Genomic DNA, 25,297 nt, shown 5'->3' with positions numbered 1-25,297 from the left:
GAGTGGCGTCCTACCCGATAGCGCTCATCGCCTGTCAGTCAGTGGCAGGCTTTTGTGGCGCTTGCTCGCTGAGCTTGTCAGCCAGGCGTACGAAGGCGGCCAGGTCGAGCTGCTCGGGGCGCAGGCTGCCATCGACGCCGGCGGCTTCGATCTCGGCATTGCTCAACAGCAGCTTGAGGGTGTTGCGCAGGGTTTTGCGGCGCTGGTTGAACGCTTCGCGCACGACGCGCTCCAGCAGGCGGTGATCCTTGGCCGGGTGAGGCAGTACCGCGTGGGGCACCAGGCGCACGATAGCCGAGTCGACTTTCGGCGGCGGGTTGAACGCGCCCGGGCCGACGTTGAACAGGTGTTCGACCCGGCAGTGGTACTGAACCATGATCGACAAACGGCCCCAGTCACCACCACCTGGGCCCGCCGCCAGGCGCTCGACCACTTCCTTTTGCAGCATGAAGTGCATGTCGCGGATCAGGTGCGAGTTGTGCAGCAGGTGAAAAATCAGCGGCGTGGAGATGTTGTATGGCAGGTTGCCGACCACTCGCAGGCTGCCTGGCGCGGCATTCAGACTGTTGAAGTCGAACTTCAGTGCATCGCCCTGATGCAGGTTGAAGTTGCTCTTGCCGGCAAACTGCTGGTTGAGGATCGGGATCAGGTCCTTGTCCAGTTCCACCACGTCGAGTTGCGCGCCGCTGCTGAGCAGGCCTTGGGTCAGTGCGCCCTGTCCCGGGCCGATTTCCAGCAGGCGGTCTTCTGCCTTGGCATGAATGGAGCGCAGGATGCGGTCGATAACGCCGGCATCGTGCAGGAAGTTCTGGCCAAAGCGTTTGCGCGCCTTGTGTTGGTAGTGCTCGGTCATAAACGGGTCTCGGCCATCTGGTAGGCGGTTTCCAGGGCGACTTGCAGGCTGCCGGTGTCGATCTTGCCGCTGCCGGCCAGATCCAGGGCGGTGCCGTGGTCGACCGACGTACGGATGATCGGCAAGCCGAGTGTCACGTTGACTGCCCCGCCGAAGCCTTTGTACTTCAGCACCGGCAGGCCCTGGTCGTGGTACATCGCCAGCACCGCATCGCAGTGCTCCAGATATTTGGGGGTAAACAGAGTGTCGGCGGGCAGGGGGCCGCGAAGGTCCATGCCCTCGCCGCGCAAGCGCTCTAATGTGGGTTCGATGATATCGATTTCTTCATGGCCCAGGTGCCCGCCTTCACCGGCATGCGGGTTAAGCCCGCAGACCAGGATGCGTGGCCGGGCGATGCCGAACTTGTTTTGCAGGTCGGCGTGCAGGATTCGCGTGACGCGCTCCAGGCGCTCCGGCGTGATGGCATCGGCAATCTCGCGAAGGGGCAGGTGAGTGGTCACCAGGGCCACGCGCAAGCCACGAGTGGCCAGCATCATCACCACTTGCGCGGTGTGGGTCAGGTCGGCAAGGAATTCCGTGTGCCCGGAAAAGGCGATGCCGGATTCGTTGATGACGCCTTTGTGCACAGGCGCGGTGATCATGCCGGCAAAATCCCCGCTCAGGCAGCCTTGGCCGGCCCGGGTCAGGGTTTCCAGGACGAACGCAGCGTTGGCCTTGTCCAGTTGTCCGGCGATGACCTTGGCGTTGAGCGGTGTGTCCCAGACATACAGGCTGTTGGCTGGCGCGGGTGAATCCGGCCAGTTGTCCGGGGTGACCGGCAGCAAGTCGACCGCCACGCCCAGTTGCGCGGCCCGCTCGATGAGCAGGTCGCGGCTGGTAATGGCTATCAGGGGGTGGGGCTGGGCTTGCGAGGCGAGCAGCAGGCACAGGTCAGGACCTATGCCGGCTGGTTCGCCGGGTGTCAGCGCGAAACGTTGGAGTTTCACTGTACTGCCTGGTCGGCGCCAGGGAGTTTGATTTCCACGTACGCTTCGTCACGGATCTGACGCAGCCAGGTTTGCAGCTCTTCGTCGTATTTGCGGTTACGCAAAACGGTCATGGCTTGCTGCTCGCGAGCCTGGCTGGTGCTGTCGGTGGCGCGACGGCCCAGCACTTCCAGTACATGCCAGCCGTATTGAGTCTGGAACGGCTTGGACAGCTGACCTTGCGGGGTCTTGGCCATCACTTCGCGGAACTCGGGCACCAGCGCGTTCGGGTCGATCCAGTTCAGGTCGCCGCCGTTGAGGGCGGAACCCGGGTCTTCCGAGTAGTTTTTCGCCAGCTCACCGAAGTCTTCGCCAGCCTCGATACGGCTGTAGAGCGATTCGGCCAGGGCCTTGGTTTTCGCTGCGTCGCGGATCGGGCTCGGCTTGACCAGGATGTGACGCACATGCACTTCGTCGCGCATCTGGGTCTCGCCGCCACGCTTGTCGAGGATCTTCAGGATGATGAAGCCGCCCGGGGTACGCATTGGCTGGGTGACATCACCCACCGGCATGGTGCTCAGCAGGCGATCGAACGGCGGAGGCAATTGAGCGGCTTTACGCCAGCCCATGTCACCACCTTCCAGAGCGGTTTCGCTGGCGGATTTGGCGATTGCCAACTGACTGAAGTCAGCGCCTTGCTTGAGCTGCTGGTAAATCGCATCGGCCTGTTTGGCGGCACTCTGAATCGCTTCGGAATTGGCACTTTCCGGCGTAGGAATCAGGATGTTGGCCAGGTGGAACTCTTCGGACAGCTGCATTTTGCCCAGGTCGGACGCCAGGAAGTTCTTCACTTCCTGCTCGGAGACCTGAATGCGTTCGGCGACCCGACGCTGGCGCACGCGGCTGATGACCATTTCGCGGCGAATCTGCTCACGTGCGTCGTCGTAGGACAGACCGTCGCGAGTCAGGGCGGCGCGGAACTGCTCGATCGACATGTTGTTGCGCTGGGCAATGGTGCCGACGGCCTGGTTCAACTCTTCATCGGTAATGCGAATGCCGGAACGCTCGCCAATCTGCAATTGCAGGTTTTCGACGATGAGGCGCTCTAGTACCTGCTGCTCCAGCACGCTGGCCGGCGGTACGGCAGAACCACGCTTGGCAATGGTTTGCTGAACTTCATGGACGCGTCGGTCCAGTTGGCTCTGCATGACCACGTCGTTGTCGACGATGGCCACCACTTTGTCGATGGACTGCACGGCGGCACTGGCCGCCGTACTCAGGAACAGCGCGCCCAGCATCAGCGGGCGCAGACAATCAGAAAGCTTGGTCTTCACGTTCACGATAACCTTGAATGCCTTTGTCGAGGAAGCTCTCTGCCTTGGCGCCGGTGAGGCCGCCGAGTCCCTTCAGAACAATTTGGAGGAAGACGCCATGGTCGCCTTTTTCGTTTTCCGGTGCTTGCTGGCTGAACTCGTCGTAATCAACGAAGTAACGGTTGATCAGGCGCAGTTTCCAGCAGCAGCTGTCGTACTCGAAGCCACCGAAGGCTTCCAGGGTACGGTTGCGGTTGTAGTCATACTGCCAGCGGCTGATAGCGCTCCATTGCGGCACGATCGGCCAGATCACCGAGAAGTCGTGCTGTTCGATCTTGTAGTAGTCCTTCACGAAGCCAGGCTGGCCTTCGGTGCCGTAGTTGCCGCCGAACTGCCATTGACCGGTGTTCTGGTTGTAGATCACCTGGTCGTTACGATAGCGATAGCCGAAGTTGACGATCTTGTTCGGGTTGTCCTCAGGCTGGTAGTGGAACATCGCGCTGCCCGAGCGAGGGCTGCGGCTGTCCGGGTCCCAGTTGTAGTCGGCCGTGGTACGCCAGTCGCGGTTCCAGCGATATTCGTATTCCAGCGCATAAGGCGAAACATTCGAATGTGCATCGGCGCGGGTTTTTGGGTCGATACCTGGCAACTGAACTTCGCGGTCCTTGAAGTACAAGGCCTGGCCGACGCTGATGCGTTGGCGCTCGAAACCGTTGTCTTCGATCCAGCGGCTGGTCAGGCCCAGGGACAGTTTGTTCTCGTCGCCGACACGGTCGGAGCCGGAGAAACGGTTGTCACGGAACAGCGACGCAAAGTTGAAGGTGTATTCGCTGGTGTCGAATACCGGGATGTCTTCCTGGTCGACCTCAGGCACGTACAGGTAGAACAGGCGCGGCTCCAGGGTCTGGCGGTAGTTCTTGCCGAAATACTGGGTATTGCGATCGAAGTACAGGCCGCTGTCGATGCTGGCAATCGGAACGCCGCGGTTCTGGTTGCTGTCGAACTGACCATTGAAATTTTTAGTCCCGTTGAGGGCTGCGTTTTGATTTTGCAGAGCGATTTGACTTTTGCCGGTACCGTCCAGATCCAGTTGATACTGGGTGTACTGGTACTTGAGCTTCGGTGTCAGGAAGCCGTACGTCGTGTTCATCGGCAGGCTCATGGCGGGCGCAAGATTCAGGCGGTCGCCAGTGGCGCGAGCCAGACCTTGAATGTTGGTATCAATACGGGGAGAGCCGACGCCATCTTCGTCAAAGTAGGTCCCGTTCTGCAGGTCCCGGTCAAACCGCACGAGTTCGGTGTTGTACGTGAAATCCAGGCCTTCCGGATGGTAAGGCAGCATACCGTCGAGGGTGAGCTGCGGCAGGCGGTCGTACGGGGTAATGTTCGATACGCTCGCCAGTTCGTATGCCTGGGCGTTCGCGCGAGCGGTATAGCCATCGCCGCGATAGGTCACGGAACCCTGCTGGTTCACGTAGTCGTTGCTTTTTATGCCAATCTGGTCGGTCTGCAGATCCTGGAAGTAATACGGATCGCTGATCTTGGTGTAGTCGACTTGCGTGAATACTCGCGAGTCGAGGCCACCCTTGTGCTGCCAGTTGTACATGTAGCGGGTTTTTTCGGCGTCGGACTGCTTGTCGCGCTCGTTGCTTTCGTCGTTGAGGTACGCCGCACCGAACTGGCCTTCGCTGGACTTGGTCAGGTAGCGGAACTCGCCTTCCATCAACAAGCCGTGTTTTTCCATGTAGCGCGGGTACAACGTGGCATCGTAGTTCGGCGCCAGGTTGAAGTAGTACGGGGTGACCAGCATGAAGCCGGTATCGCTGCCGGTGCCGATAGTCGGCGGCAGGAAGCCGGACTGGCGACGGTCGTCGATCGGGAAATAGATGTACGGCGTGTACAGGACCGGAATGTCCTTGACCCGCAGCGTCACGTTGGTCGCCGTACCGAAACCGGTGGCCGGGTTCAGGGTGATGTTGTTGCCCTTGAGCTGCCAGGCGTTGCTGTTCGGTTCGCACGTGGTGTACGTACCATCCTTGAGGCGGATGATCGCGTTCTCGGCACGTTTGGCGTACAGCGCATTACCGCGGATGCGAGATTTGTGCATCACGTATTCGGCGTTGTCGACCTTGGCTTCACCGGTGTCGAGCTGCACGTCGGCGTGGTCGCCGACGATCAGGGCGCCGTTGTCGCGAATGCGCACGTTGCCATTCAGGTCGCCACGGCTCTCGGCCTGGTACAGGTTGGCTTCGTCGGCTTCGACCTGCATGCTGCCCTGGCGCATGACGACGTCGCCGGCCAGGGTCGCGACCTGCTCATCCTGCTTATAGCGGGAGGCTTTTGCGCCGATAAAGGTAGGCGCGTCACTTTTATCCGTCTTGTCATTCATGCCAGGACGAATCGGTTCGATATAGGAACCAGAGCAATAAGGACCGGTTTCAGCCAATTGTGCGGCGGTGAGCTGCTCGCGGGGAACCCAGTCGAGGTGACTGTAGTCTTCGCTACGCGACTTCAGGCCACGGCCTTTGGATTCGGTGACCAGCACTGGCTTGGCGCCAGTGTCTTCACTGGAACCGTTCTCGGCCGGGGCTTCGCCGGTGGCGGAAACTGCGCTGCCGTCATGGACGGGACGCGGTGGCAATGCAGCCGCCGGCGTCTTTGGCGCGCAGTCCCAGGAACCCGAAGCAGAGACTGAGCAGTCAAACTGTTCCGCGGCGACCACGTAGGAAGTGGCAAGGGGTTGCAGCGCCAGCAAACTGCCGGTAACCAACAACGGAAATTTTTTACGAAACGCGGGGGATTTCAATGCCATCTTATTAGTCCGGGCTTCCTGCGTGCCATCTGCCCGCGGTGTGGGCCGCACGCCTCTCGATGGTCTGAAAAAGATGCTGGATAATAAAGCATGACCCGCTTGACGGCTAGCGCCGTCGGAGACCCTTGCAATGCCTGATCAAGATGTACGCTTGCAACACCTGAAGGTTTGGCTCGATGAACAATTGGCGACCCTTTTTGCCGAGCAGGGCTGGGGCGTCGTCCCCCCGGCCACGTTGACCGCGGCCAGCAGCGACGCGAGTTTCCGGCGGTATTTCCGCTGGGAAGGCGATGGCAAAAGTTTCATCGTGATGGACGCGCCACCGCCCCAGGAAAACTGCAAACCTTTCGTGGATATCGCCTTTTTGCTGGCGAAATCCGGAATAAATGTGCCGAAAATTTATGCTGAAGACCTCGAGCGCGGGTTTCTTTTGCTCAATGACCTGGGCAACAAGACCTATCTGGACGTCATCGACGGCGAAAACGCCGACGGTTTGTTCAGCGACGCCCTGCAGGCGCTGCTGGCTTTCCAGCAGTTGCCGATGGTTGCGCCGCTGCCGAGCTATGACGTGGCATTACTGCGTCGCGAACTGGAACTGTTCCCCGAGTGGTACGTAAAGCGCGAATTGGGCATCGAATTCGACGCGGCGCAGCAAGTGCTCTGGCAGCAAGTCAGCGATCTGTTGATAGACAGCGCCCTGGCACAGCCAAAAGTCCTGGTGCATCGCGACTACATGCCGCGCAATCTGATGCTCAGCGAGCCCAACCCCGGCGTGCTGGATTTCCAGGATGCGGTATATGGCCCGGTGACCTACGACGTGACCTGCCTGTTCAAGGACGCCTTCCTCAGTTGGCCCGAGGAGCGCGTACACGGCTGGCTGGAAAGCTACTGGCAGCAGGCGGGGGCCCTCGGCATTCCGGTTCAGCCCGAGTTCGAGGACTTTCTGCGTGCCAGCGACTTGATGGGCGTGCAACGTCACCTGAAAGTCATCGGTATTTTCGCGCGCATCTGCCATCGCGACGGCAAACCGCGTTATCTGGGTGATGTTCCGCGTTTCTTTGCCTATATAGATGCCGTGATCGCTCGCCGCCCCGAACTGGCCGAGTTGGATGTGCTGCTGGCCAGCCTGCGTGTCGGAGTGAAAGCATGAAGGCAATGATTCTGGCCGCGGGCAAAGGCGAGCGCATGCGCCCGCTGACCCTGACCACACCCAAACCGCTGGTGCGTGCCGGTGGCGTGCCGCTGATCGAGTATCACCTGCGGGCGCTTGCTGCTGCCGGCTTCACCGACATCGTGATCAACCACGCCTGGCTCGGTCAGCAGATCGAAGACTATCTGGGCGATGGTTCGCGTTATGGCTTGAGCATCCAGTACTCGGCGGAGGGTGAGCCCCTGGAAACTGGCGGCGGGATTTTCCGCGCCTTGCCGTTGTTGGGAGATGAAGCCTTTGTGGTGGTCAACGGCGATATCTGGACCGATTACGACTTCAGCGTGCTGCACCAACCCATCAACGGCCTGGCGCACCTGGTGCTGGCCAGCAACCCGCCGCATCATCCGGCCGGGGACTTCAGCCTGCTCGGAAACCAGGTGCACGACGGTCAGCCTCAGGTTCCCACCCTGACGTACAGCGGCATCGCCGTGTTGCATCCGCAGTTGTTCGACGGTTGCACCGCCGGGGCCTTCAAGCTCGCGCCGCTGTTGCGCAAAGCCATGGCTGACGGGCAGGTGACCGGCGAGCAGTTGAGGGGGCACTGGGTTGATGTCGGCACACACGAGCGTCTGGCCGAAGTTGAAACATTAATCGAAGCGAGCCGCTGACATGCTGTGGCCAGGGACTCTGATTGGAGCCGGAGCAGGCTTTGCCATAGCCAGCATTCCGGGGGCCATGCTCGGCGCGTTGTTGGGGCAGGCGCTGGATCGGCGCTTGCACCTGCAGAGCTGGGGGCACTTGCGGGAAAAGCTGGGCGGTCGCCCGGTGCTGCGCAACGATGAATTGCTGTTTGTCCTGCTGGGACGCCTGGCCAAGTGCGACGGTCAGGTGATGGCCGGGCACATCGAACAGGCCCGGGCGGAAATGCGCTCGCTGGACATGTCCGGGCCGGCTCAGCGCCGTGCAATTGCCGCGTTCAACCGTGGCAAGTCGGGCCGCGACCGGCTACGCGGTTATCTGCGTCGCCTGAGTGCCCAGCCTCATGCGGCGGAAGGCGTGTTACGCGCCTGCTGGCGAATGGTCTGGGCCGATGGTCGAGCCGGCAGCGGTGAGCGTGAGTTGATCCGCCAGTGGGGCCAGTGGCTGGGCTGGACGCCGCATCAGGTGCAGGCGTTGGCCCACGATTACGAGCCGCAGAAACGGCCATTGGGCGGCAGCGTGCCAAGCTATCAGGACGCCTTGAAGCTGTTGGGGGTGTCAGCCACCACCGAGCCTGCGCAGATCAAGCGTGCTTATCGGCGCCTGCTCAGTCGCCATCATCCGGACAAGATTGCCGGCAGTGGCGCGACGGCGATGCAGGTGCGTGAGGCCACTGAGCGAACGCGTGAACTGCATAGTGCCTATACGCTGATTCGGGAGCGGCGGGATTTTCGCTAGACCGGAAAACGTGCGTCGCCAGATACCGCTATCGCGAGCAAGCTCGCTCCCACAGGTTTTATGTCGTCCGCAATTTCGTGATCGGCATAAAACCTGTGGGAGCGTGGCTTGCCCGCGATGAAGGCGACACAGTCTGTCAGTCTGTCGCAGGCTGCGGATTCAACCAGCCCCGCACCCGCCGGAACAATTGCTCCTGTTCGGCCTTGCTATCGGGCAAGGCCTTGAGTGCGACCTGGCTGAATGTCGAGGACTTCAAGCGTTTGCTGGCCTGCAGGCGTTCCAGCGCGGCGTTGCGGTCCAGCGCTTTGTCTTTGTAGTAGATATCGGCGGTCGGCAGTTTCAGGGTCGGGGTCAGTTCCGCCAGCTCGGGCTTCTCTGCCACCGGTGTGCGAGTGGCGACCATGACCAGTTTCTCGACTTGCGATGGCTGCTTCTCGCTCAGGTAGCGCGCCGCCCAATAGGCACCAGTACCATGCCCCAGCACCACGATGCTGCGGGCGCTTTGTTGTTCGGCAAACGCGATCGCGGCGTCGATCCGGGCGAAGATGCGCTCGGCATCTGCCCTGGATTGTTCTGCGGTGGTGTCGGCGATGGCCTTATCGGCCACATCAGCCTCGCCACCGGCCACCTGTTCGATCGGGGCCGCGGTGGTCGAGTCCTTGCTGCCGGCTTCGGGGGCTTTGGGCGCCGGCGCTGCCTCCACGATTCGTGGCGCAATGGCATCGCTTTGCAGGTCCGGCAAGGTGATACTCAGGCTGCTCCACTCGGCGTCCGGCAATTTGCGCCGCAAAGGACCGACCGCTTGCGGCCAGTCAACAGTTTCGCCGGCGCCCGGGATGATAATCACCGCGCCTTTGGGTTCGGCGGTATTGGCCGGTTTCCACAAGGCCAGAAAAGTGTCGGTGCCCGCTTGCAGTTGTTGCTGTTCCTGAGCCGGGATTTTTCGCTCAAGTGCAGTCGCTTTTTCCTGACTGCGCTCAGGCAGCGGCTGACGTTCGAGTGGTTTTTCTTCGGCGGAATTTTCTGCTGCGGCAGGCGCCGGTTCGGCCGCCTCGACGGAAAAAACGCAAGGCAGGATCAGCGACAGGCACAATGCTGGCAGTGCCAGGCGGTAGACAGGGGGCATTGGATATTCCAGGCCAGAAGTTGTTCCGGCAGCCTAATGGGTTGGTCAGTATTTGTCAGTGTGTGAGAGTTCAATGATGCGTTTTCGCTGCCTGTGGGTTATCGGCTGTTTGTGGTTTCCCTTGATGGGTTGGGCGGCAGCCGCGCCCCCGGCGCACGTTGCCCAACTGACCCCGAAACAACAGCACTGGCTGACGCAGCAGAGTGAGTTGCGGGTCGGACTGGTGTTGCAGGCACCCTATGCGCAATACGATCGCCGCTTGCAGCGCCTGTCCGGGGTGAATGTCGACTTGATGAAGCGGCTGGCAAAGACCCTCGACGTCGAACTGAGCTGGCGCAACTTTTCCGACCTTGAACAACTGGAAGCTGCCGCACGCGAAGGCGAAATCGACATCGCCCCGGGACTGACCCAGACACCTGGCGGGCTGCGCCTCTGGCAATTCTCCGACCCCTACATGCGGGTGCCGCAACTGGTGGTCAGCGACCAGAAAAGCGCCGGGGCGATCGAACTGGAAAAGCTCGACAGCCAGACCCGCGTCGCCGTGCGCATGCCCAGCGCCATCGCCGATTACCTGCACAGCAACTATCCGCACCTGAATCTGCAAGGCGTCCCGATGGAGCGCCAGGCATTGCAGTTACTGACGGGCCAGCAGGCGGCTTATGCGGTGGTCGATGAAGCGCAATTGGGGCGCCTGTCCGTCGAACCGGAGTTTGCCGGGTTGGTGGTAGTCGGGGATGTCGGCCTGCCGCAACTGTTGCGGGTAGCCACGCGTCGCGACAAGCCGGAACTGGCGGGTATCGTCGAAAGCGCATTGCGGGCGATCCCGGCCAAGGATCTGGAGCAACTGCACAGTCAATGGCTGCAACCCAAGTATCCACGCCTCACCGAGTCGCCGGGGTTCTGGCAAAACCTCTGCCTGTTGCTGGCCGTGCTGGCGTTGAGTTGCGCGGCCATCGTGTTCTGGCAGCGTCGCCAGCAGCACAGCCTGGAACAACGACTGATGGCTGCGCAGGAAGACATTGCCTTGCGTGCCGCCAGTGAAGAGGCGCTGCGACTTACCCAGTTTTCCATCGATCAGAGCACCGTCGGCATCCTCTGGGTCAACTGGGACAGCCACGTGCGCTACGCCAATCGTGCGGCGGAAAGCATGCTCGGCTATCCAGCCGGCGCGATCATCGATCGGCCATTGATCGATTTTGAACCCGGCCTGCACATGGATCGTTGGCTCAATCTGTGGAAGCGCGCTCGGGCCAGTGAAGAGGGCCCGCAAAGCTTCGAAACCAACTGCGTGCGCGCCGACGGCAGCATACTGCCGGCCGATGTTTCGTTGAGTTTTCTGCGTTTTCGCGATGGCGAATACCTGGTGGTTTACCTCAACGACGTCACCGAACGGCGCCGCGCCCTGGCGGCCTTGCAGGAAAGCGAGGCGCGGCTGCAAGGCATTGCCGCCAACGTTCCGGGGCTGGTTTTCCGCCTGGAGCGGGCACCGGTGACCGGCCAGATCGACTTTGCCTACATCAGCGAAGGCAGCGAAAGTCTGGTGGGTTATTCACCGGCCACGCTGGCGCATCGTGACAAAGGCCTGCGCAGTCTGGTGCATCCGGATGACAAGGCGAGTTATCACCAGACCCAGGATCATGCGCTGGATACCGACAGCGATTGGTCGTGGCAAGGGCGAATCCTCACGCGTCAGGGCGAGCAGCGCTGGGCGGAAATCAAGGCCATCACCCGCCGGCTGGAAGACGGCGCCTATGTCTGGGACGGCATCGTCTGGGACATCAGCGAGAGCAAGCGCATCGAGCTTGAGCTGGCCAGTTCCCGGGAACAACTGCGCGAGCTGTCCGCGCACCTCGAGAGCGTGCGCGAAGAAGAAAAAGCGCGTATCGCCCGGGAAGTTCACGATGAACTGGGGCAGATGCTGACCGTGCTCAAGCTGGAAACCTCCATGTGTGAACTGGCTTACGCGCAACTTGATCCGGGCCTGAACGAGCGCCTGGGCAGCATGAAACGCCTGATCGCTCAGCTCTTCCAGTTGGTTCGCGACGTGGCGACTGCCTTGCGCCCGCCGATTCTCGATGCCGGCATTGCCTCGGCCATCGAATGGCAGGCCCGTCGATTCGAGGCGCGCACGCAGATTCCGTGTCTGGTGCAGGTGCCGGACAATCTGCCGGTGCTCAGCGATGCCAAGGCCATCGGCCTGTTCCGGATCCTTCAGGAAGCACTGACCAATGTCATGCGCCATGCCCAGGCGCATACTGTTGAACTGACACTGGCGCTGGAAGGCGACGTGTTGTGTCTGACGGTCGCCGATGATGGCGTAGGATTTGTTGCTGCGCCTGGCAGGCCAACGTCCTTTGGGATCGTCGGAATGCGTGAGCGGGTGTTGATCATGGGGGGGGAGTTATCCCTTGAGAGTGAGCCGGGTGAGGGTACGACGCTGAGTGTGCGAGTGCCGCTGAACGAAGCCTGAAGAATTTTTGGTATCTGTGCTGACGCTTTCGCGAGCAGGCTCGCTCCCACAGGGGAAACGCATTCCAAATGTGGGAGCGAGCCTGCTCGCGAATGTTCCTGAATCTGGAGAAGAACGTGATCCGTGTACTGGTAGCCGAAGACCACACCATTGTCCGCGAAGGCATCAAGCAGCTGATTGGCCTGGCCAAGGACTTGCTGGTGGTGGGGGAGGCGAGCAATGGCGAGCAGTTGCTCGACACCTTGCGTCATGTGCCCTGCGAAGTGGTGTTGCTGGACATTTCCATGCCGGGCGTCAATGGCCTGGAGGCCATTCCACGGATTCGCGCCCTGAACAATCCGCCGGCGATCCTGGTGTTGTCGATGCACGACGAAGCGCAAATGGCCGCCCGGGCGCTGAAGGTCGGGGCGGCCGGTTATGCAACCAAGGACAGCGATCCGGCACTGTTGCTGACGGCCATTCGCAAAGTGGCGTCAGGCGGGCGTTATATCGACCCGGAATTGGCCGACCGCATGGTCTTCGAGGTCGGCCTGACCGACTCGAGGCCATTGCATTCGTTGCTCTCCGAGCGCGAATTTTCCGTGTTCGAGCGCCTGGCTCAGGGCGCCAACGTCAACGACATTGCCCAGCAACTGGCACTGAGCAGCAAGACCATCAGCACCCATAAGGCGCGGCTGATGCAGAAGCTCAACATCACCTCGCTGGCGGAGCTGGTGAAGTACGCGATGGAGCACAAGCTCCTCTGACTTCACCGACTCCCCCTGTAGGAGCCGGCTTGCCGGCGATGGCGCCCTTGATATCGCTATCGCCAGCAAGCTGGCTCCTACAGGGATAGCGCGACGCCATGTCCATTTACGACATCCTTCAAATCCACTTTTACCTTTGCTGGCGGCCTGCAGCTGACCGCTGGTCACTGCGTTTGCCAAAACGCGCCATCCTTGTAGGGCAATCCCTACCCCCAACCTTCCATCCGGCTGAGGCGAATCTCTCTTGCCCCCCGATTTGCGTGGTCTCCAGCGTCCACTAGGCTTAACCCCACAGCAGTCATCAATAACAAAGGTGTGGGTATGAGCCAGGTCGATTCAAGCGCAGGGGCCAATGATGTTCTGGTCAGCTTTCGTGGAGTGCAGAAGAGCTACGATGGCGAGAACCTGATCGTCAAAGACCTCAACCTGGACATTCGCAAAGGCGAATTCCTCACGTTGCTCGGGCCGTCCGGCTCCGGCAAGACCACCAGCCTGATGATGCTCGCCGGCTTCGAAACGCCGACCGCAGGCGAAATCCTGTTGGCCGGGCGCGCCATCAACAACGTGCCACCGCACAAGCGCGACATCGGCATGGTGTTTCAGAACTACGCCTTGTTCCCGCACATGACGGTGGCCGAGAACCTGGCGTTCCCGCTGACCGTGCGCGGCATGAACAAGAGCGACGTCAGTGCCAGGGTCAAGCGCGTGCTGAGCATGGTCCAGCTCGACAGCTTCGCCCAGCGTTACCCGGCGCAGCTCTCCGGTGGTCAGCAACAGCGTGTGGCCTTGGCCCGGGCGCTGGTGTTCGAGCCGCAACTGGTGCTGATGGACGAACCCCTCGGCGCACTCGACAAACAACTGCGTGAACACATGCAGATGGAAATCAAGCACCTGCACCAGCGCCTGGGCGTCACCGTGGTCTACGTGACCCACGATCAGGGCGAAGCCCTGACCATGTCCGACCGTGTGGCGGTGTTCCATCAGGGCGAAATCCAGCAGATCGCGCCGCCGCGCACCCTCTACGAAGAGCCGAAAAACACCTTCGTCGCCAACTTCATCGGCGAGAACAACCGCCTCAATGGCCGCCTGCACAGCCAAACCGGCGACCGTTGCATTGTGGAGCTCGGGCGCGGTGAGAAGGTGGAAGCCCTGGCAGTCAACGTTGGTCAGACCGGTGAGCCGGTGACCCTGTCCATTCGTCCGGAGCGAGTGAGCCTCAACGGCTCCAGCGACCAATGCGTCAACCGCTTCTCCGGGCGGGTCGAGGAATTCATCTATCTGGGCGACCACGTCCGGGTGCGCATGGAAGTCTGCGGCAAGACCGACTTCTTCGTGAAACAACCGATTGCCGAGCTTGATCCCTCGCTCGCCGTCGGCGACGTGGTACCGCTTGGCTGGCAGGTCGAGCACGTGCGCGCGCTTGATCCCCTTCTAGAGGCGAACTGATCGCCCCGGCAATACCAACACCAACCCTGCACGTGGAGAGAACAATAAATGTTGAGATCCCTGAAATTCACCGCTTTGGCACTGGGCATGATGGGCGCGGCACACGCAATGGCGGCCGGCCCTGACCTGACCGTGGTGTCCTTTGGCGGGGCGAACAAGGCGGCTCAGGTCAAAGCCTTCTACGCACCGTGGGAAGCGGCAGGCAACGGCAAGATCGTGGCCGGCGAGTACAACGGCGAAATGGCCAAGGTCAAGGCCATGGTCGACACCAAGAGCGTGTCCTGGGATCTGGTAGAGGTTGAGTCTCCGGAACTGTCCCGTGGTTGCGACGAAGACATGTTCGAACAGCTTGATCCGAAGTTGTTCGGCAAGACCGAAGACTACGTCAAGGGCGCCATCCAGCCGTGCGGCGTGGGTTTCTTCGTGTGGTCGACCGTGCTGGCCTACAACGCCGACAAGCTGAAAACCGCACCGACCAGTTGGGTGGATTTCTGGGACACCAAGCAGTTCCCGGGCAAGCGTGGCCTGCGTAAAGGCGCCAAGTACACCCTGGAATTCGCTCTGATGGCCGACGGCGTTGCGCCGAAGGACGTCTACAAAGTGCTGGCCGGCAAAGACGGTCAAGACCGCGCGTTCAAGAAGCTCGATGAACTCAAGCCGAACATCCAGTGGTGGGAAGCCGGTGCACAACCGCCGCAATACCTTGCTTCCGGTGACGTGGTCATGAGTTCGGCCTACAACGGCCGGATCGCTGCCGTGCAGAAAGAAAGCAACCTGAAAGTCGTGTGGAACGGTGGCATCTACGACTTCGACGCATGGGCCATTCCGAAAGGTCTGGATGCCAAACGTGCTGAAGCGGCGAAGAAGTTCATCGCCTTCTCGGTGATGCCACAGCAGCAGAAGACCTACTCGGAAAACATCGCCTACGGCCCGGCCAACACCCAAGCCGTACCGTTGCTGGCCAAGGATGTCCTGAAAGACATGCCGACCACCCCGGAAAACATCGCCAACCAGGTGCAGATCGACGTCAGCTTCTGGGCTGACAACGGCGAGCAACTGGAACAGCGCTTCAACGCCTGGGCTGCGAAATAAGCAGCGATTGAATTTGTAGGAGCTGGCTTGCCAGCGATTCGGGCGACACGGTGTATCAGCCAGACCCCGTTATCGTTCATCGCTGGCAAGCCAGGCTCCTACAGGTGATGAGTTGTTATCAAGAACAGAGATGGCCTTGCCTTCAGGTGGGCCATCTCTGTAACGATCAAAGATTCCCGGAGTACGTCATGGCTATCGCCGTTCCCCTGAACGAGGGCACCAGCCCCACCTTGAAGCAGCGGCTCAAGCACGCCGAGCGGGTCAACCGCTGGAAGGCCCAGGCGTTGATCGCGCCGCTGGTGCTGTTTCTGTTGCTGGTGTTCCTGGTGCCGATCGTGGCGCTGCTCTACAAAAGCGTTGGCAACCCGGAAGTGGTCGGCGGCATGCCGCGTACCGTGACCGCCATCGCCAGTTGGGACGGCCGCGGCCTGCCCGCTGAACCGGTTTACAAAGCGGCGGCCGAAGACCTCGCCGAAGCCCGCAAGAACCAGACCCTGGGCGATTTGTCCAAGCGCCTGAACATGGAGCTGGCCGGCTACCGCAGCCTGCTGACCAAAACCGCCCGCGCCTTGCCGCTCGCCACCGAGCCGGCCTCTTATAAGGAAGCGCTGGAAGGTCTCGATGAGCGCTGGGGCGACCCGGCCTACTGGCAGGCGGTGCGCCGCAACACCAGCAGCATCACCCCTTATTACCTGCTGGCGGCTGTCGATCATCGCATCGACGACCTCGGCGAAATCGCCCCGGCCACCCCGGACCAGGCGATCTACCTCGACATTTTCGCCCGCACCTTCTGGATGGGCCTGATCATCACCGTGATCTGCCTGGTGCTGGCGTATCCACTGGCTTACCTGCTGGCCAATCTGCCGTCGCGCCAGAGCAACCTGCTGATGATTCTGGTGCTGTTGCCGTTCTGGACCTCGATCCTGGTGCGGGTCGCGGCGTGGATCGTGTTGCTGCAGTCGGGCGGCCTGATCAACAGCGGCCTGATGGCCATGGGCATCATCGACAAGCCGATCGAACTGGTGTTCAACCGCGTCGGTGTCTACATCTCCATGGTGCACATCCTGCTGCCGTTCATGATCCTGCCGATCTACAGCGTGATGAAAGGCATCTCGCCGACTTACATGCGCGCCGCGATTTCCCTCGGCTGCCATCCGTTCGCCAGTTTCTGGCGGGTGTACTTCCCGCAGACCTATGCCGGTGTCGGCGCCGGTTGCCTGTTGGTGTTCATCCTCGCCATCGGCTACTACATCACCCCGGCATTGCTGGGCAGCCCGAACGATCAGATGGTCAGCTACTTCGTCGCCTTCTACACCAACACCAGCATCAACTGGGGCATGGCGACCGCACTCGGTGGGCTGCTGTTGCTCGCAACGGTCGTGCTTTATCTGATTTACAGCTGGCTGGTGGGCGCGAGCCGCCTGCGCCTGAGCTAAGGGGAGAACGAAATGCTGAGTCCTTACATGTCGCCCATCGAACGGGTGTGGTTCTACAGCTTGCGGATTCTCTGCGGCTTGATTCTGTTGTTCCTGATCCTGCCGGTGCTGGTGATCATTCCGCTGTCGTTCAACTCCGGCAGTTTCCTGGTGTACCCGCTGCAAGGTTTCTCGCTGCAGTGGTACCACGATTTCTTCGCCTCGGCGGAGTGGATGCGCGCCCTGAAGAACAGCATCATCGTCGCTCCGGCGGCCACGGTGCTGGCCATGGTCTTCGGTACGCTGGCGGCCATAGGCCTGACCCGTGGCGACTTCCCCGGCAAGGCGCTGGTGATGGCGCTGGTGATTTCGCCGATGGTGGTGCCGGTAGTGATCATCGGTGTGGCCAGTTACCTGTTCTTCGCTCCGCTGGGGCTGGGTAACAGCTTCTTCTCGCTGATCGTGGTGCATGCGGTGTTGGGTGTGCCGTTTGTGATCATTACCGTGTCGGCGACGTTGCAGGGGTTCAACCACAATCTGGTGCGGGCTGCTGCGAGCCTGGGCGCTTCGCCGTTGACCACCTTCCGCCGGGTGACCTTGCCGCTGATCGCGCCGGGCGTGATCTCCGGGGCGCTGTTCGCCTTCGCGACGTCGTTCGATGAGGTGGTGGTGACGCTGTTCCTCGCCGGCCCTGAACAAGCGACCCTGCCACGGCAGATGTTCAGCGGTATCCGCGAAAACCTCAGCCCGACCATCGCCGCCGCCGCGACGCTGCTGATTGCCTTCTCGGTGATCCTGTTGCTGACCCTGGAATGGCTGCGTGGGCGTAGCGAGAAACTGCGAACCGCGCAGGTCTGAAGCCACGCCCCGATCACCTGTAGGAGCGAGCCTGCTCGCAATGGTCGTCAACGATAACGCTGGAAGCCTGACGCCCAGCGGCGTTTTCAAGTCCATCGCGAGCAAGCTCGCTCCTACATGGGTTCTCCAGAGACCGTTCGGTCATTCACGACCCGAATGGCAGACAAACCCCAATCCCCAGCTACTATTGTGCCCAGCTCCCCTACCTATAAGAGGCTGCGCACATGAGTCTTTCCTCTTTCAAGATCGCTCACAAACTGATCACCGGCGCAGGTGCCATCGAGCAGCTGTCCGCCGAGCTGGCGCGTCTGGACATTGATAATCCGCTGATCGTCACCGATGCCGCCCTGGTCAAGTCCGGCACGGTAGAGCTGGCACTGGCGCAGTTGGGCGAACGCAGCTACGAGATTTTCGACCGGGTACTGCCGGACCCGGAAATCGCCATCGTCGAAGATTGCATGCAGGTGTATCGCGAGGGCGGGCATGACGGCCTGATCGGCCTGGGCGGCGGCAGTGCCATCGACATTGCCAAGAGCGTGGCGGCCTATGCCGGATACCACGGTGCGCTGGAGGATCTGTTCGGTATCGATCAGGTCCCGCGCAAAGGCCCGCCGCTGATCGCCATTCCGACCACGGCCGGCACCGGTTCGGAAGTGACCAACGTCGCCATCCTTTCCGACAAGGTCGCGCAACTGAAAAAGGGCATCGTCAGCGACTACCTGTTGCCGGACGTGGCGCTGGTCAGCCCGCAAATGACCCTGACCTGTCCGCGCAGCGTCACGGCGGCCAGCGGCGTCGATGCGCTGGTGCATGCCATCGAATCCTATCTGTCGGTCAATGCCTCGCCGATTACCGATGCCCTGGCCATTGGCGCCATCAAGTTGATCGCCAAGGCCTTGCCCAAGGCCTACGCCAACCCGGCGAACCTGCAAGCCCGGGAAGACATGGCCACCGCCAGCCTGATGGCCGGCATGGCGTTCGGCAATGCCGGGGTTGGCGCAGTGCATGCGCTGGCGTATCCGTTGGGCGGACGTTTCAACATTGCCCATGGTGTGAGTAATGCCTTGCTACTGCCCTATGTCATGACCTGGAACAAGATGGCCTGCATCGAACGGATGCAGGATATCGCCGAGGCCATGGGCGTGAAGACCGCTCATCTGAGTGTCAACGAAGCGGCAGACAAAGCCGTGCAAGCCATGACCGAGCTGTGTGCCGCCGTGGAAATTCCCCAGGGCCTGCGCAGTTTCGGTGTACCCGAGGAGGCCATCGCGTCCATGGCCGTGGAAGCGGCGGGGATCGAGCGCCTGATGCGCAATAACCCGCGCAAGTTGAGTGCCGTCGATATCGAGAAGATCTATCGAGCGGCGTACTAGAGACTCTGCCGTTGATGGATGATGGCAGGGTCCAATCATCGCGCTCACGGTGCGCGCGTCAAAGCATGAGGTATACAATGCGCGCCATCGTGATTCTGCTCAGAAAAGGTGCGTCATGCAGCCCTTCGTAATTGCTCCGTCGATTCTCTCCGCCGACTTCGCCCGCCTGGGTGAAGAAGTGGACAACGTCCTGGCCGCCGGCGCCGACTTCGTGCACTTCGATGTCATGGACAACCACTACGTACCGAACCTGACCATCGGCCCGATGGTCTGCTCGGCACTGCGCAAGTACGGTGTGACCGCGCCGATCGACGCGCACCTGATGGTCAGCCCGGTGGACCGCATCGTCGGCGATTTCATCGAAGCCGGTGCGACCTACATCACCTTCCACCCGGAAGCCACCCAGCACGTCGACCGCTCCCTGCAACTGATCCGCGAAGGCGGCTGCAAGTCGGGCCTGGTGTTCAACCCGGCTACCCCGCTGGACGTGCTCAAGTACGTGATGGACAAGGTCGACATGATCCTGCTGATGAGCGTCAACCCGGGCTTCGGCGGGCAGAAGTTCATCCCCGGCACCCTCGACAAACTGCGTGAAGCGCGGGCCTTGATCGATGCTTCGGGCCGTGACATTCGCCTGGAAATCGACGGCGGCGTGAACGTCAACAACATTCGCGAAATCGCTGCGGCCGGTGCTGACACCTTCGTCGCCGGCTCGGCCATCTTCAATGCGCCGAACTATCAGGAAGTCATCGACAAGATGCGCTCCGAACTGGCGCTGGCTCGTCCATGAGTGGCTTTGAGCAGCTGTTCCCGGGGCAATTGCCACGGCTGGTGATGTTCGATCTGGACGGCACGTTGATCGATTCGGTCCCGGACCTGGCAGTGGCTGTGGACAAGATGCTGCTCAATCTCGGTCGCCAACCTGCCGGCCTGGAAGCAGTGCGCGAATGGGTCGGCAATGGCGCGCCGATACTGGTGCGTCGTGCGCTGGCCGGTGGTATCGATCATTCGGCGGTCGATAACGCCGAGGCCGAACGGGCGCTGGAGTATTTCATGCAGGCCTATAGCGAGAGCCATGAGCTGACGGTGGTTTACCCCGGCGTGCGCGATACCCTCAAATGGCTGCAAAAGCAGGGTATCGAGATGGCGCTGATCACCAACAAGCCGGAGCGTTTCGTCGCGCCGCTGCTGGATCAGATGAAGATCGGCCGTTATTTCCGCTGGATCATCGGCGGCGACACCCTGCCACAGAAAAAACCCGATCCGGCCGCGCTGTTTTTCGTGATGAAAATGGCCAACATTCCGGCTTCGCAGTCGTTGTTCGTCGGCGATTCACGCAGCGATGTGCTGGCGGCGAAAGCGGCGGGGGTCAAGTGTGTGGCCCTGAGCTACGGCTATAACCACGGGCGGCCGATCGCCGAAGAATCGCCGGCGCTGGTGATCGACGACCTGCGCAAACTAATTCCCGGTTGCCTGGATCCGGCCGCTGAGATAACGTTGGCCGACGCTGTCAAACCCCCTTCTGGAAACGCCATCGTGGTGGTCACTCGCAAACTCTGGATGAAAGTCATCAAGGCCCTGGCCCGCTGGCGTTGGCGCGCCTGACTTGATCCTGGCCGGTTTCCGGCGCGTTTGCATACCTGACCGTTCGACCCTCAAGCCACGAGGCACCTCATGATCCGCGAAGAATTCCTGCGTTTGGCCGCTGCCGGCTACAACCGCATTCCGCTTGCCTGCGAAACCCTGGCCGACTTCGACACGCCGCTGTCGATCTACCTGAAGCTGGCCGACGAGCCCAATTCCTACTTGCTGGAGTCCGTACAGGGCGGCGAGAAGTGGGGCCGTTACTCGATCATCGGCCTGCCGTGCCGCACCGTGTTGCGGGTTCACGACCATCACGTCAGCGTGACCGTCGACGGCGTCGAGATCGAAAGTCACGATGTGGAAGACCCACTGGCCTTCGTTGAAACCTTCAAGGCCCGCTACAACGTGCCGACCATCGCCGGCCTGCCGCGTTTCAACGGCGGCCTGGTGGGCTACTTCGGTTATGACTGCGTGCGTTACGTGGAGAAGCGTCTGGGCAAATGCCCGAACCCGGATCCGCTGGGCGTGCCGGACATTCTGCTGATGGTCTCCGACGCCGTCGTGGTGTTCGACAACCTGGCCGGCAAGATGCACGCCATCGTGTTGGCCGACCCGGCGCAGGAAGATGCCTTCGAGCAAGGCCGCGCGCGCCTGGAAGAGCTGCTGGAAAAACTGCGCCAGCCGATCACCCCGCGCCGTGGCCTGGACTTCAGCCAGCAACAATCGGCTGACCCGGTGTTCCGCTCTAGCTTCACCCAGGACGATTACGAAAAAGCGGTCGATACCATCAAGGAATACATCCTGGCCGGTGACTGCATGCAGGTCGTGCCGTCCCAGCGCATGTCGATCGACTTCAAGGCCGCGCCGATCGATCTGTACCGCGCGCTGCGCTGCTTCAACCCGACGCCTTACATGTACTTCTTCAACTTTGGCGACTTCCACGTCGTCGGCAGTTCGCCGGAAGTGCTGGTGCGGGTCGAAGACAACCTGATTACCGTACGCCCGATTGCCGGCACCCGCCCACGCGGAGCCAATGAAGAAGCTGACCTGGCGCTGGAAAAAGACCTGCTGTCGGACGACAAGGAAATCGCCGAACACTTGATGCTGATCGACCTCGGTCGCAACGACACTGGTCGCGTATCGGAAATCGGCTCGGTGAAGCTCACCGAGAAAATGGTCATCGAGCGTTATTCCAACGTGATGCACATCGTGTCCAACGTTACCGGGCAACTAAAGGCCGGGCTGACGGCAATGGATGCGCTGCGGGCGATTCTGCCGGCGGGCACCTTGTCTGGCGCACCGAAGATTCGCGCGATGGAAATCATCGACGAACTGGAGCCGGTCAAGCGTGGCGTCTACGGCGGTGCGGTCGGTTACTTCGCCTGGAACGGCAACATGGACACCGCGATTGCGATCCGCACGGCGGTGATCAAGAACGGCGAACTGCACGTGCAGGCCGGTGGCGGCATCGTCGCCGACTCGGTGCCGGCATTGGAATGGGAAGAAACCCTGAACAAGCGCCGCGCAATGTTCCGCGCCGTTGCCTTGGCCGAACAAACCCCGAACACCTGAATTCACGCAAAAACCTGTAGGAGCGAGCTTGCTCGCGATGGGGTCAGCACTGCCACATTGATGTTGTCTGACCCACCGCAATCGCGAGCAAGCTCGCTCCTACAGGGGGTACACCAGCAATAAAAAAACGCGGCGCCTGTGAGGGCGCCGCGTTTTTTATTGCCTGTACATCAGAAGTCCAGAGCAACACCTACGTTGATGCCCTGTTGGGTGAAGTCGTCGTCCCTGCGAATGTTATAGCTGGCGCGCAATGCCAGGTCGCGGGTGAGGTTGTGACTCACCCCCAGGTTCACTCGCTGCAAGTGGCTTTGCGGGGTGTAGCCTTCCAGCGTGAACTGGTTGTTCGGCAAGCTGTTGAGGTTGATGCCCACGTCCTGGGTATCGTCGTTGTACTCACGCTCGATTGCCGCCTCACCGAACACCTGGGTTTGCGGGGTGATCTGGTATTTGCCCTGCAGGCCAGCACCCAGGCGTCGGGAAATCACTTCCTGATCGGCAAAGGTCAGCGCCGTGGAGTCGTTGCCGTCTTCCGAGTAGCCATCGACTTTCGCCTTGGAGAAATCAGCGCTGATAAACGGCGACACGTGCCAGGGGCTACTGGCTTGTTGTGCAATGTCGTAACCCAGGCGAGCACTGAAGGCTTCGATGTAGCCGCTGGTGTCGCCTTTTTCACTGCGTTCGTTAACACCCAACTGGAACTTGCGCTTGAGGCTGTCGTAATCCAGATGGCCGGCCGTCAGCGCCACGTCAGCCCAGACACGGTTTTGCTGGTATTGGGCGAATGCCGTGCCCAGGTAAGCGTTCAGCTTGTAGTCGGAGTCGTTGCTGCCGGCTTCGAGTTTCTGGTTGTAGAAACCAGCCGCCAGGCCGACGCGCCAGGCATCATCGATGCGGTAGCTGCCACCGATGTTCAGGTTGGCTCCGTTGCCGTCGGCACTGACCGCGCTGTCCTGACTGTCAAAGTCCTGATGCTGTCCGCCGCCAGAAACAATGGCTCGCCATTGGCCGACGCCCTGCCAGTTTTGCCAATCTGCCAGCCACTGGTTGCGCAATTCATCCTGATGCGCGCGCAGGGTGCCTTGGGCCATTTCCGGCAGTAACGTCAGCTCCCACGGTGCTGCCAGCAGGGAGTACGCGTAGTCGGAAATCAGACGCTGCCCGGTCTCTGTGGGGTGCACGGAGTCGTTGAAGATCAGCTTGGTCGGGTCAGGCGTGGCGCTGTTGATGCCGAAACGGGCATTCTCGGTACACCCGTTGCCGCTGAAGCAGGTGGCGATGAGGTTCTGATCGGTGGCCAGGCCAAACTGCGCCGGGTTGGCGAACGTCTCTTTGAGCAGTACTGGAATGTTGAGCGGGATGACTTCGGCATTGATGTTCTGCAGTCGGCTTACCAGTTCGTTATTGAACTGGGCGCTGAGTTGGGACGTGAACGCTTGCAGCGGGGTGCCGTTGAACGCCGGGGTGAAGCCGATATCGGGCAGCAACCAGACCATGACGTATTTGGCGCCGGCGGTTTGCAGTGTCTGCACGCTGTCGGCCAGTCGATCGGCTGCAGCACTGGCCTGGGGCAGACTGGTGACGCGACCTTGCAGGAAGTCGTTACCACCACCCGACAGGTAATACAGTGCGTTCGGGTCGGCACGGAAGTTGTTCGACGGCAGGTAGCCGGCGCGGGTACGTTCGCCGGTGGCGGAAACGCTGGTGATCGAATCCAGGATCTGATCCGTGCGGTAACCGCCGACGGCCCAGTTGTTGCCATCGGGCTGGCCGTTGCTGGCGCGCACGGCCGAATTGGATGATGCGGTCTGGTCCGCCGAGAAACCCAGTTTCCCACCCAGTATCTGCGTGGAGTTGAGCGAGCGGACTTCGCCGCTGCCATCCAGATATACCGGTCCGGTCCGGTTGGTAAAGCGCTGCGTCGCCCCGGCAGGCCCGCCGGTGTCGGCAAAGGTCCCGGCGTCGTTGAGGCTGTCCCCGAAGACCACGAAATTTGTATAAGGATTGGGTGCGGCGTTCGCCTGGGCGCATGCCATCGCGAGCAAGCATCCTGCGAGCGGTACAAACAACGACTGTTTGATCATGAGCAAGTCCGTTTATTTATTGTTGTAGTGAACGAAACGACAGTACCAAAAACTTTCGGCCTTTTGCCATCTGTCGCGAAGCCTTTGATAGTTTCGCGGGCAGTACCCCCGGCGATATTGCACGCTCTGCCCAGCTACGATACTGTGCCGGGACGTACGAACGAGACCTTCCCCGTGTTGATCATCAGTAAACTCCTGGATCAAGTCATCAAGGCACACGCCCGCTGGCGTTGGCGCGCCTGAATTCTTTTGCCGGCTTCGCCGGACCTGTACCGCTTCGCCTTCTTTACCTGTTTGAAATGCCGCTTTGCTGGCGCTACTCCAGCACCTGACAAAGCGCAGCGCTCTGCGGGACAATCATTCGAAGGCCATCTTTAAAGTCAGTGAATTCAAGAGGTTCTTAACGCCATGTTGCTGATGATCGATAACTACGACTCCTTTACCTACAACGTTGTGCAGTACCTGGGCGAGCTCGGCTCCCAGGTCAAAGTCGTGCGCAACGATGAACTGACCATCGCTGAAATCGAAGCCCTCAATCCTGAGCGCATCGTTGTGTCCCCCGGTCCTTGCACCCCGACCGAAGCCGGCATCTCGATTGAAGCGATCAAGCATTTCGCCGGCAAACTGCCGATTCTTGGCGTCTGCCTGGGTCACCAATCCATCGGCCAGGCCTTTGGCGGCGATGTGGTGCGCGCCCGTCAAGTGATGCACGGTAAGACTAGCCCGGTATTTCACGAGGACAAGGGTGTATTCGCAGGCCTGAATCGTCCACTGACGGTGACCCGCTATCATTCATTGATCGTCAAGCGCGAAACCCTGCCCGATTGCCTGGAGCTGACGGCCTGGACCCAGCTTGAAGACGGCTCGGTCGACGAGATCATGGGCCTGCGCCACAAGACCCTGAACATCGAGGGCGTGCAGTTCCACCCTGAGTCGATCCTCACCGAGCAGGGCCACGAACTGTTCGCCAACTTCCTCAAACAAACCGGCGGCACACGCTAAGG

20 protein-coding genes are annotated in these 25,297 nt (G+C 60.9%); 14 read left to right on the top strand and 6 right to left on the bottom strand.

What is annotated here, in order from left to right; genetic code table 11:
• Positions 1 to 34: 34 nt before the first annotated feature.
• The 4 genes from rsmA to CD175_RS18630 are packed head-to-tail and all read right to left on the bottom strand — an operon-like array spanning position 35 to position 5,943.
• Positions 35 to 853 (bottom strand): 16S rRNA (adenine(1518)-N(6)/adenine(1519)-N(6))-dimethyltransferase RsmA, encoded by an 819-nt coding sequence (gene rsmA, locus CD175_RS18645; RefSeq protein ID WP_095964085.1) that lies wholly within the window; start codon positions 851 to 853, stop codon positions 35 to 37.
• A complete protein-coding gene (pdxA, locus tag CD175_RS18640) occupies positions 850 to 1,839 on the bottom strand; it encodes a 4-hydroxythreonine-4-phosphate dehydrogenase PdxA (RefSeq protein ID WP_104450001.1) in 990 nt (329 codons plus the stop codon). The genes rsmA and pdxA overlap by 4 nt, the downstream gene beginning before the upstream one ends.
• Positions 1,836 to 3,158 (bottom strand): peptidylprolyl isomerase SurA, encoded by a 1,323-nt coding sequence (gene surA, locus CD175_RS18635; RefSeq protein WP_205886346.1) that lies wholly within the window; start codon positions 3,156 to 3,158, stop codon positions 1,836 to 1,838. Before surA ends, pdxA begins: the two co-directional genes overlap by 4 nt.
• Positions 3,133 to 5,943: an LPS-assembly protein LptD gene (locus CD175_RS18630; protein WP_104450000.1), complete on the bottom strand. Its 2,811-nt coding sequence runs from the start codon at positions 5,941 to 5,943 to the stop codon at positions 3,133 to 3,135. The genes surA and CD175_RS18630 overlap by 26 nt, the downstream gene beginning before the upstream one ends.
• Before the next feature lie 130 nt (positions 5,944 to 6,073).
• Here CD175_RS18630 and CD175_RS18625 point away from each other — a divergent pair, with 130 nt between their 5' ends.
• From CD175_RS18625 to CD175_RS18615, 3 genes are read left to right on the top strand one after another with little or no spacing between them, the layout of a single operon-like run.
• Entirely contained in the window at positions 6,074 to 7,093 is a 1,020-nt protein-coding gene (locus CD175_RS18625; RefSeq protein ID WP_104449999.1) for an aminoglycoside phosphotransferase family protein, read from the top strand.
• Positions 7,090 to 7,761: an N-acetylmuramate alpha-1-phosphate uridylyltransferase MurU gene (gene murU, locus CD175_RS18620; protein ID WP_104449998.1), complete on the top strand. Its 672-nt coding sequence runs from the start codon at positions 7,090 to 7,092 to the stop codon at positions 7,759 to 7,761. The genes CD175_RS18625 and murU overlap by 4 nt, the downstream gene beginning before the upstream one ends.
• 1 nt (position 7,762) lies before the next feature.
• Complete coding sequence (locus CD175_RS18615) at positions 7,763 to 8,530, top strand: TerB family tellurite resistance protein (RefSeq protein WP_104449997.1); 768 nt, start codon at positions 7,763 to 7,765, stop codon at positions 8,528 to 8,530.
• 136 nt (positions 8,531 to 8,666) lie between these two features.
• Here CD175_RS18615 and CD175_RS18610 read toward each other — a convergent pair whose 3' ends face one another.
• Entirely contained in the window at positions 8,667 to 9,656 is a 990-nt protein-coding gene (locus CD175_RS18610) for an alpha/beta hydrolase family protein (RefSeq protein WP_104449996.1), read from the bottom strand.
• A 73-nt stretch (positions 9,657 to 9,729) separates the two neighbouring features.
• Between CD175_RS18610 and CD175_RS18605 the strand changes: the two genes are divergently transcribed.
• From CD175_RS18605 to trpE, 10 genes are all read left to right on the top strand, one after another.
• Positions 9,730 to 12,126, top strand: coding sequence for a PAS domain-containing sensor histidine kinase (locus CD175_RS18605; protein ID WP_104449995.1), 2,397 nt, complete (start codon positions 9,730 to 9,732; stop codon positions 12,124 to 12,126).
• A gap of 92 nt (positions 12,127 to 12,218) precedes the next feature.
• A complete protein-coding gene (locus CD175_RS18600) occupies positions 12,219 to 12,872 on the top strand; it encodes a response regulator (RefSeq protein ID WP_205886345.1) in 654 nt (217 codons plus the stop codon).
• 321 nt (positions 12,873 to 13,193) lie between these two features.
• Positions 13,194 to 14,318 carry an ABC transporter ATP-binding protein gene (locus CD175_RS18595; protein ID WP_095964077.1) on the top strand — a complete coding sequence of 375 codons (1,125 nt, stop codon included), beginning with the start codon at positions 13,194 to 13,196 and terminating at the stop codon, positions 14,316 to 14,318.
• A gap of 48 nt (positions 14,319 to 14,366) precedes the next feature.
• Positions 14,367 to 15,410 (top strand): ABC transporter substrate-binding protein, encoded by a 1,044-nt coding sequence (locus tag CD175_RS18590; RefSeq protein WP_056726652.1) that lies wholly within the window; start codon positions 14,367 to 14,369, stop codon positions 15,408 to 15,410.
• Between the two features lie 188 nt (positions 15,411 to 15,598).
• Complete coding sequence (locus CD175_RS18585; protein ID WP_007980201.1) at positions 15,599 to 16,846, top strand: ABC transporter permease; 1,248 nt, start codon at positions 15,599 to 15,601, stop codon at positions 16,844 to 16,846.
• A 12-nt stretch (positions 16,847 to 16,858) separates the two neighbouring features.
• Positions 16,859 to 17,683 carry an ABC transporter permease gene (locus CD175_RS18580; RefSeq protein WP_007980200.1) on the top strand — a complete coding sequence of 275 codons (825 nt, stop codon included), beginning with the start codon at positions 16,859 to 16,861 and terminating at the stop codon, positions 17,681 to 17,683.
• 224 nt (positions 17,684 to 17,907) lie between these two features.
• Positions 17,908 to 19,056, top strand: coding sequence for an iron-containing alcohol dehydrogenase (locus CD175_RS18570; protein WP_104449993.1), 1,149 nt, complete (start codon positions 17,908 to 17,910; stop codon positions 19,054 to 19,056).
• Positions 19,057 to 19,171: 115 nt separating this feature from the next.
• Positions 19,172 to 19,846 carry a ribulose-phosphate 3-epimerase gene (gene rpe, locus CD175_RS18565; protein WP_007980198.1) on the top strand — a complete coding sequence of 225 codons (675 nt, stop codon included), beginning with the start codon at positions 19,172 to 19,174 and terminating at the stop codon, positions 19,844 to 19,846.
• On the top strand, positions 19,843 to 20,661 hold the full coding sequence (locus tag CD175_RS18560; protein ID WP_104449992.1) for a phosphoglycolate phosphatase: 819 nt from the start codon (positions 19,843 to 19,845) through the stop codon (positions 20,659 to 20,661). The genes rpe and CD175_RS18560 overlap by 4 nt, the downstream gene beginning before the upstream one ends.
• A 69-nt stretch (positions 20,662 to 20,730) precedes the next feature.
• Positions 20,731 to 22,212: an anthranilate synthase component I gene (trpE, locus tag CD175_RS18555; RefSeq protein WP_104449991.1), complete on the top strand. Its 1,482-nt coding sequence runs from the start codon at positions 20,731 to 20,733 to the stop codon at positions 22,210 to 22,212.
• Positions 22,213 to 22,382: 170 nt separating this feature from the next.
• Here trpE and estP read toward each other — a convergent pair whose 3' ends face one another.
• Positions 22,383 to 24,293, bottom strand: a complete 1,911-nt coding sequence (estP, locus tag CD175_RS18550) for an esterase EstP (RefSeq protein ID WP_104449990.1) — start codon at positions 24,291 to 24,293, stop codon at positions 22,383 to 22,385.
• 408 nt (positions 24,294 to 24,701) lie between these two features.
• On the opposite strand from estP, the gene CD175_RS18545 reads away from it, so the two are divergent.
• Positions 24,702 to 25,295, top strand: a complete 594-nt coding sequence (locus tag CD175_RS18545) for an aminodeoxychorismate/anthranilate synthase component II (RefSeq protein ID WP_007980194.1) — start codon at positions 24,702 to 24,704, stop codon at positions 25,293 to 25,295.
• Positions 25,296 to 25,297 lie beyond the last annotated feature (2 nt).

Origin of the sequence: Pseudomonas laurylsulfatiphila, from assembly GCF_002934665.1 — a bacterium.
GTDB classification, from domain to species: Bacteria; Pseudomonadota; Gammaproteobacteria; order Pseudomonadales; family Pseudomonadaceae; genus Aquipseudomonas; species Aquipseudomonas laurylsulfatiphila.
The sequence above is the reverse complement of the archived record's forward strand: the minus strand, read 5'-3'. Positions and strand labels throughout refer to the sequence as shown.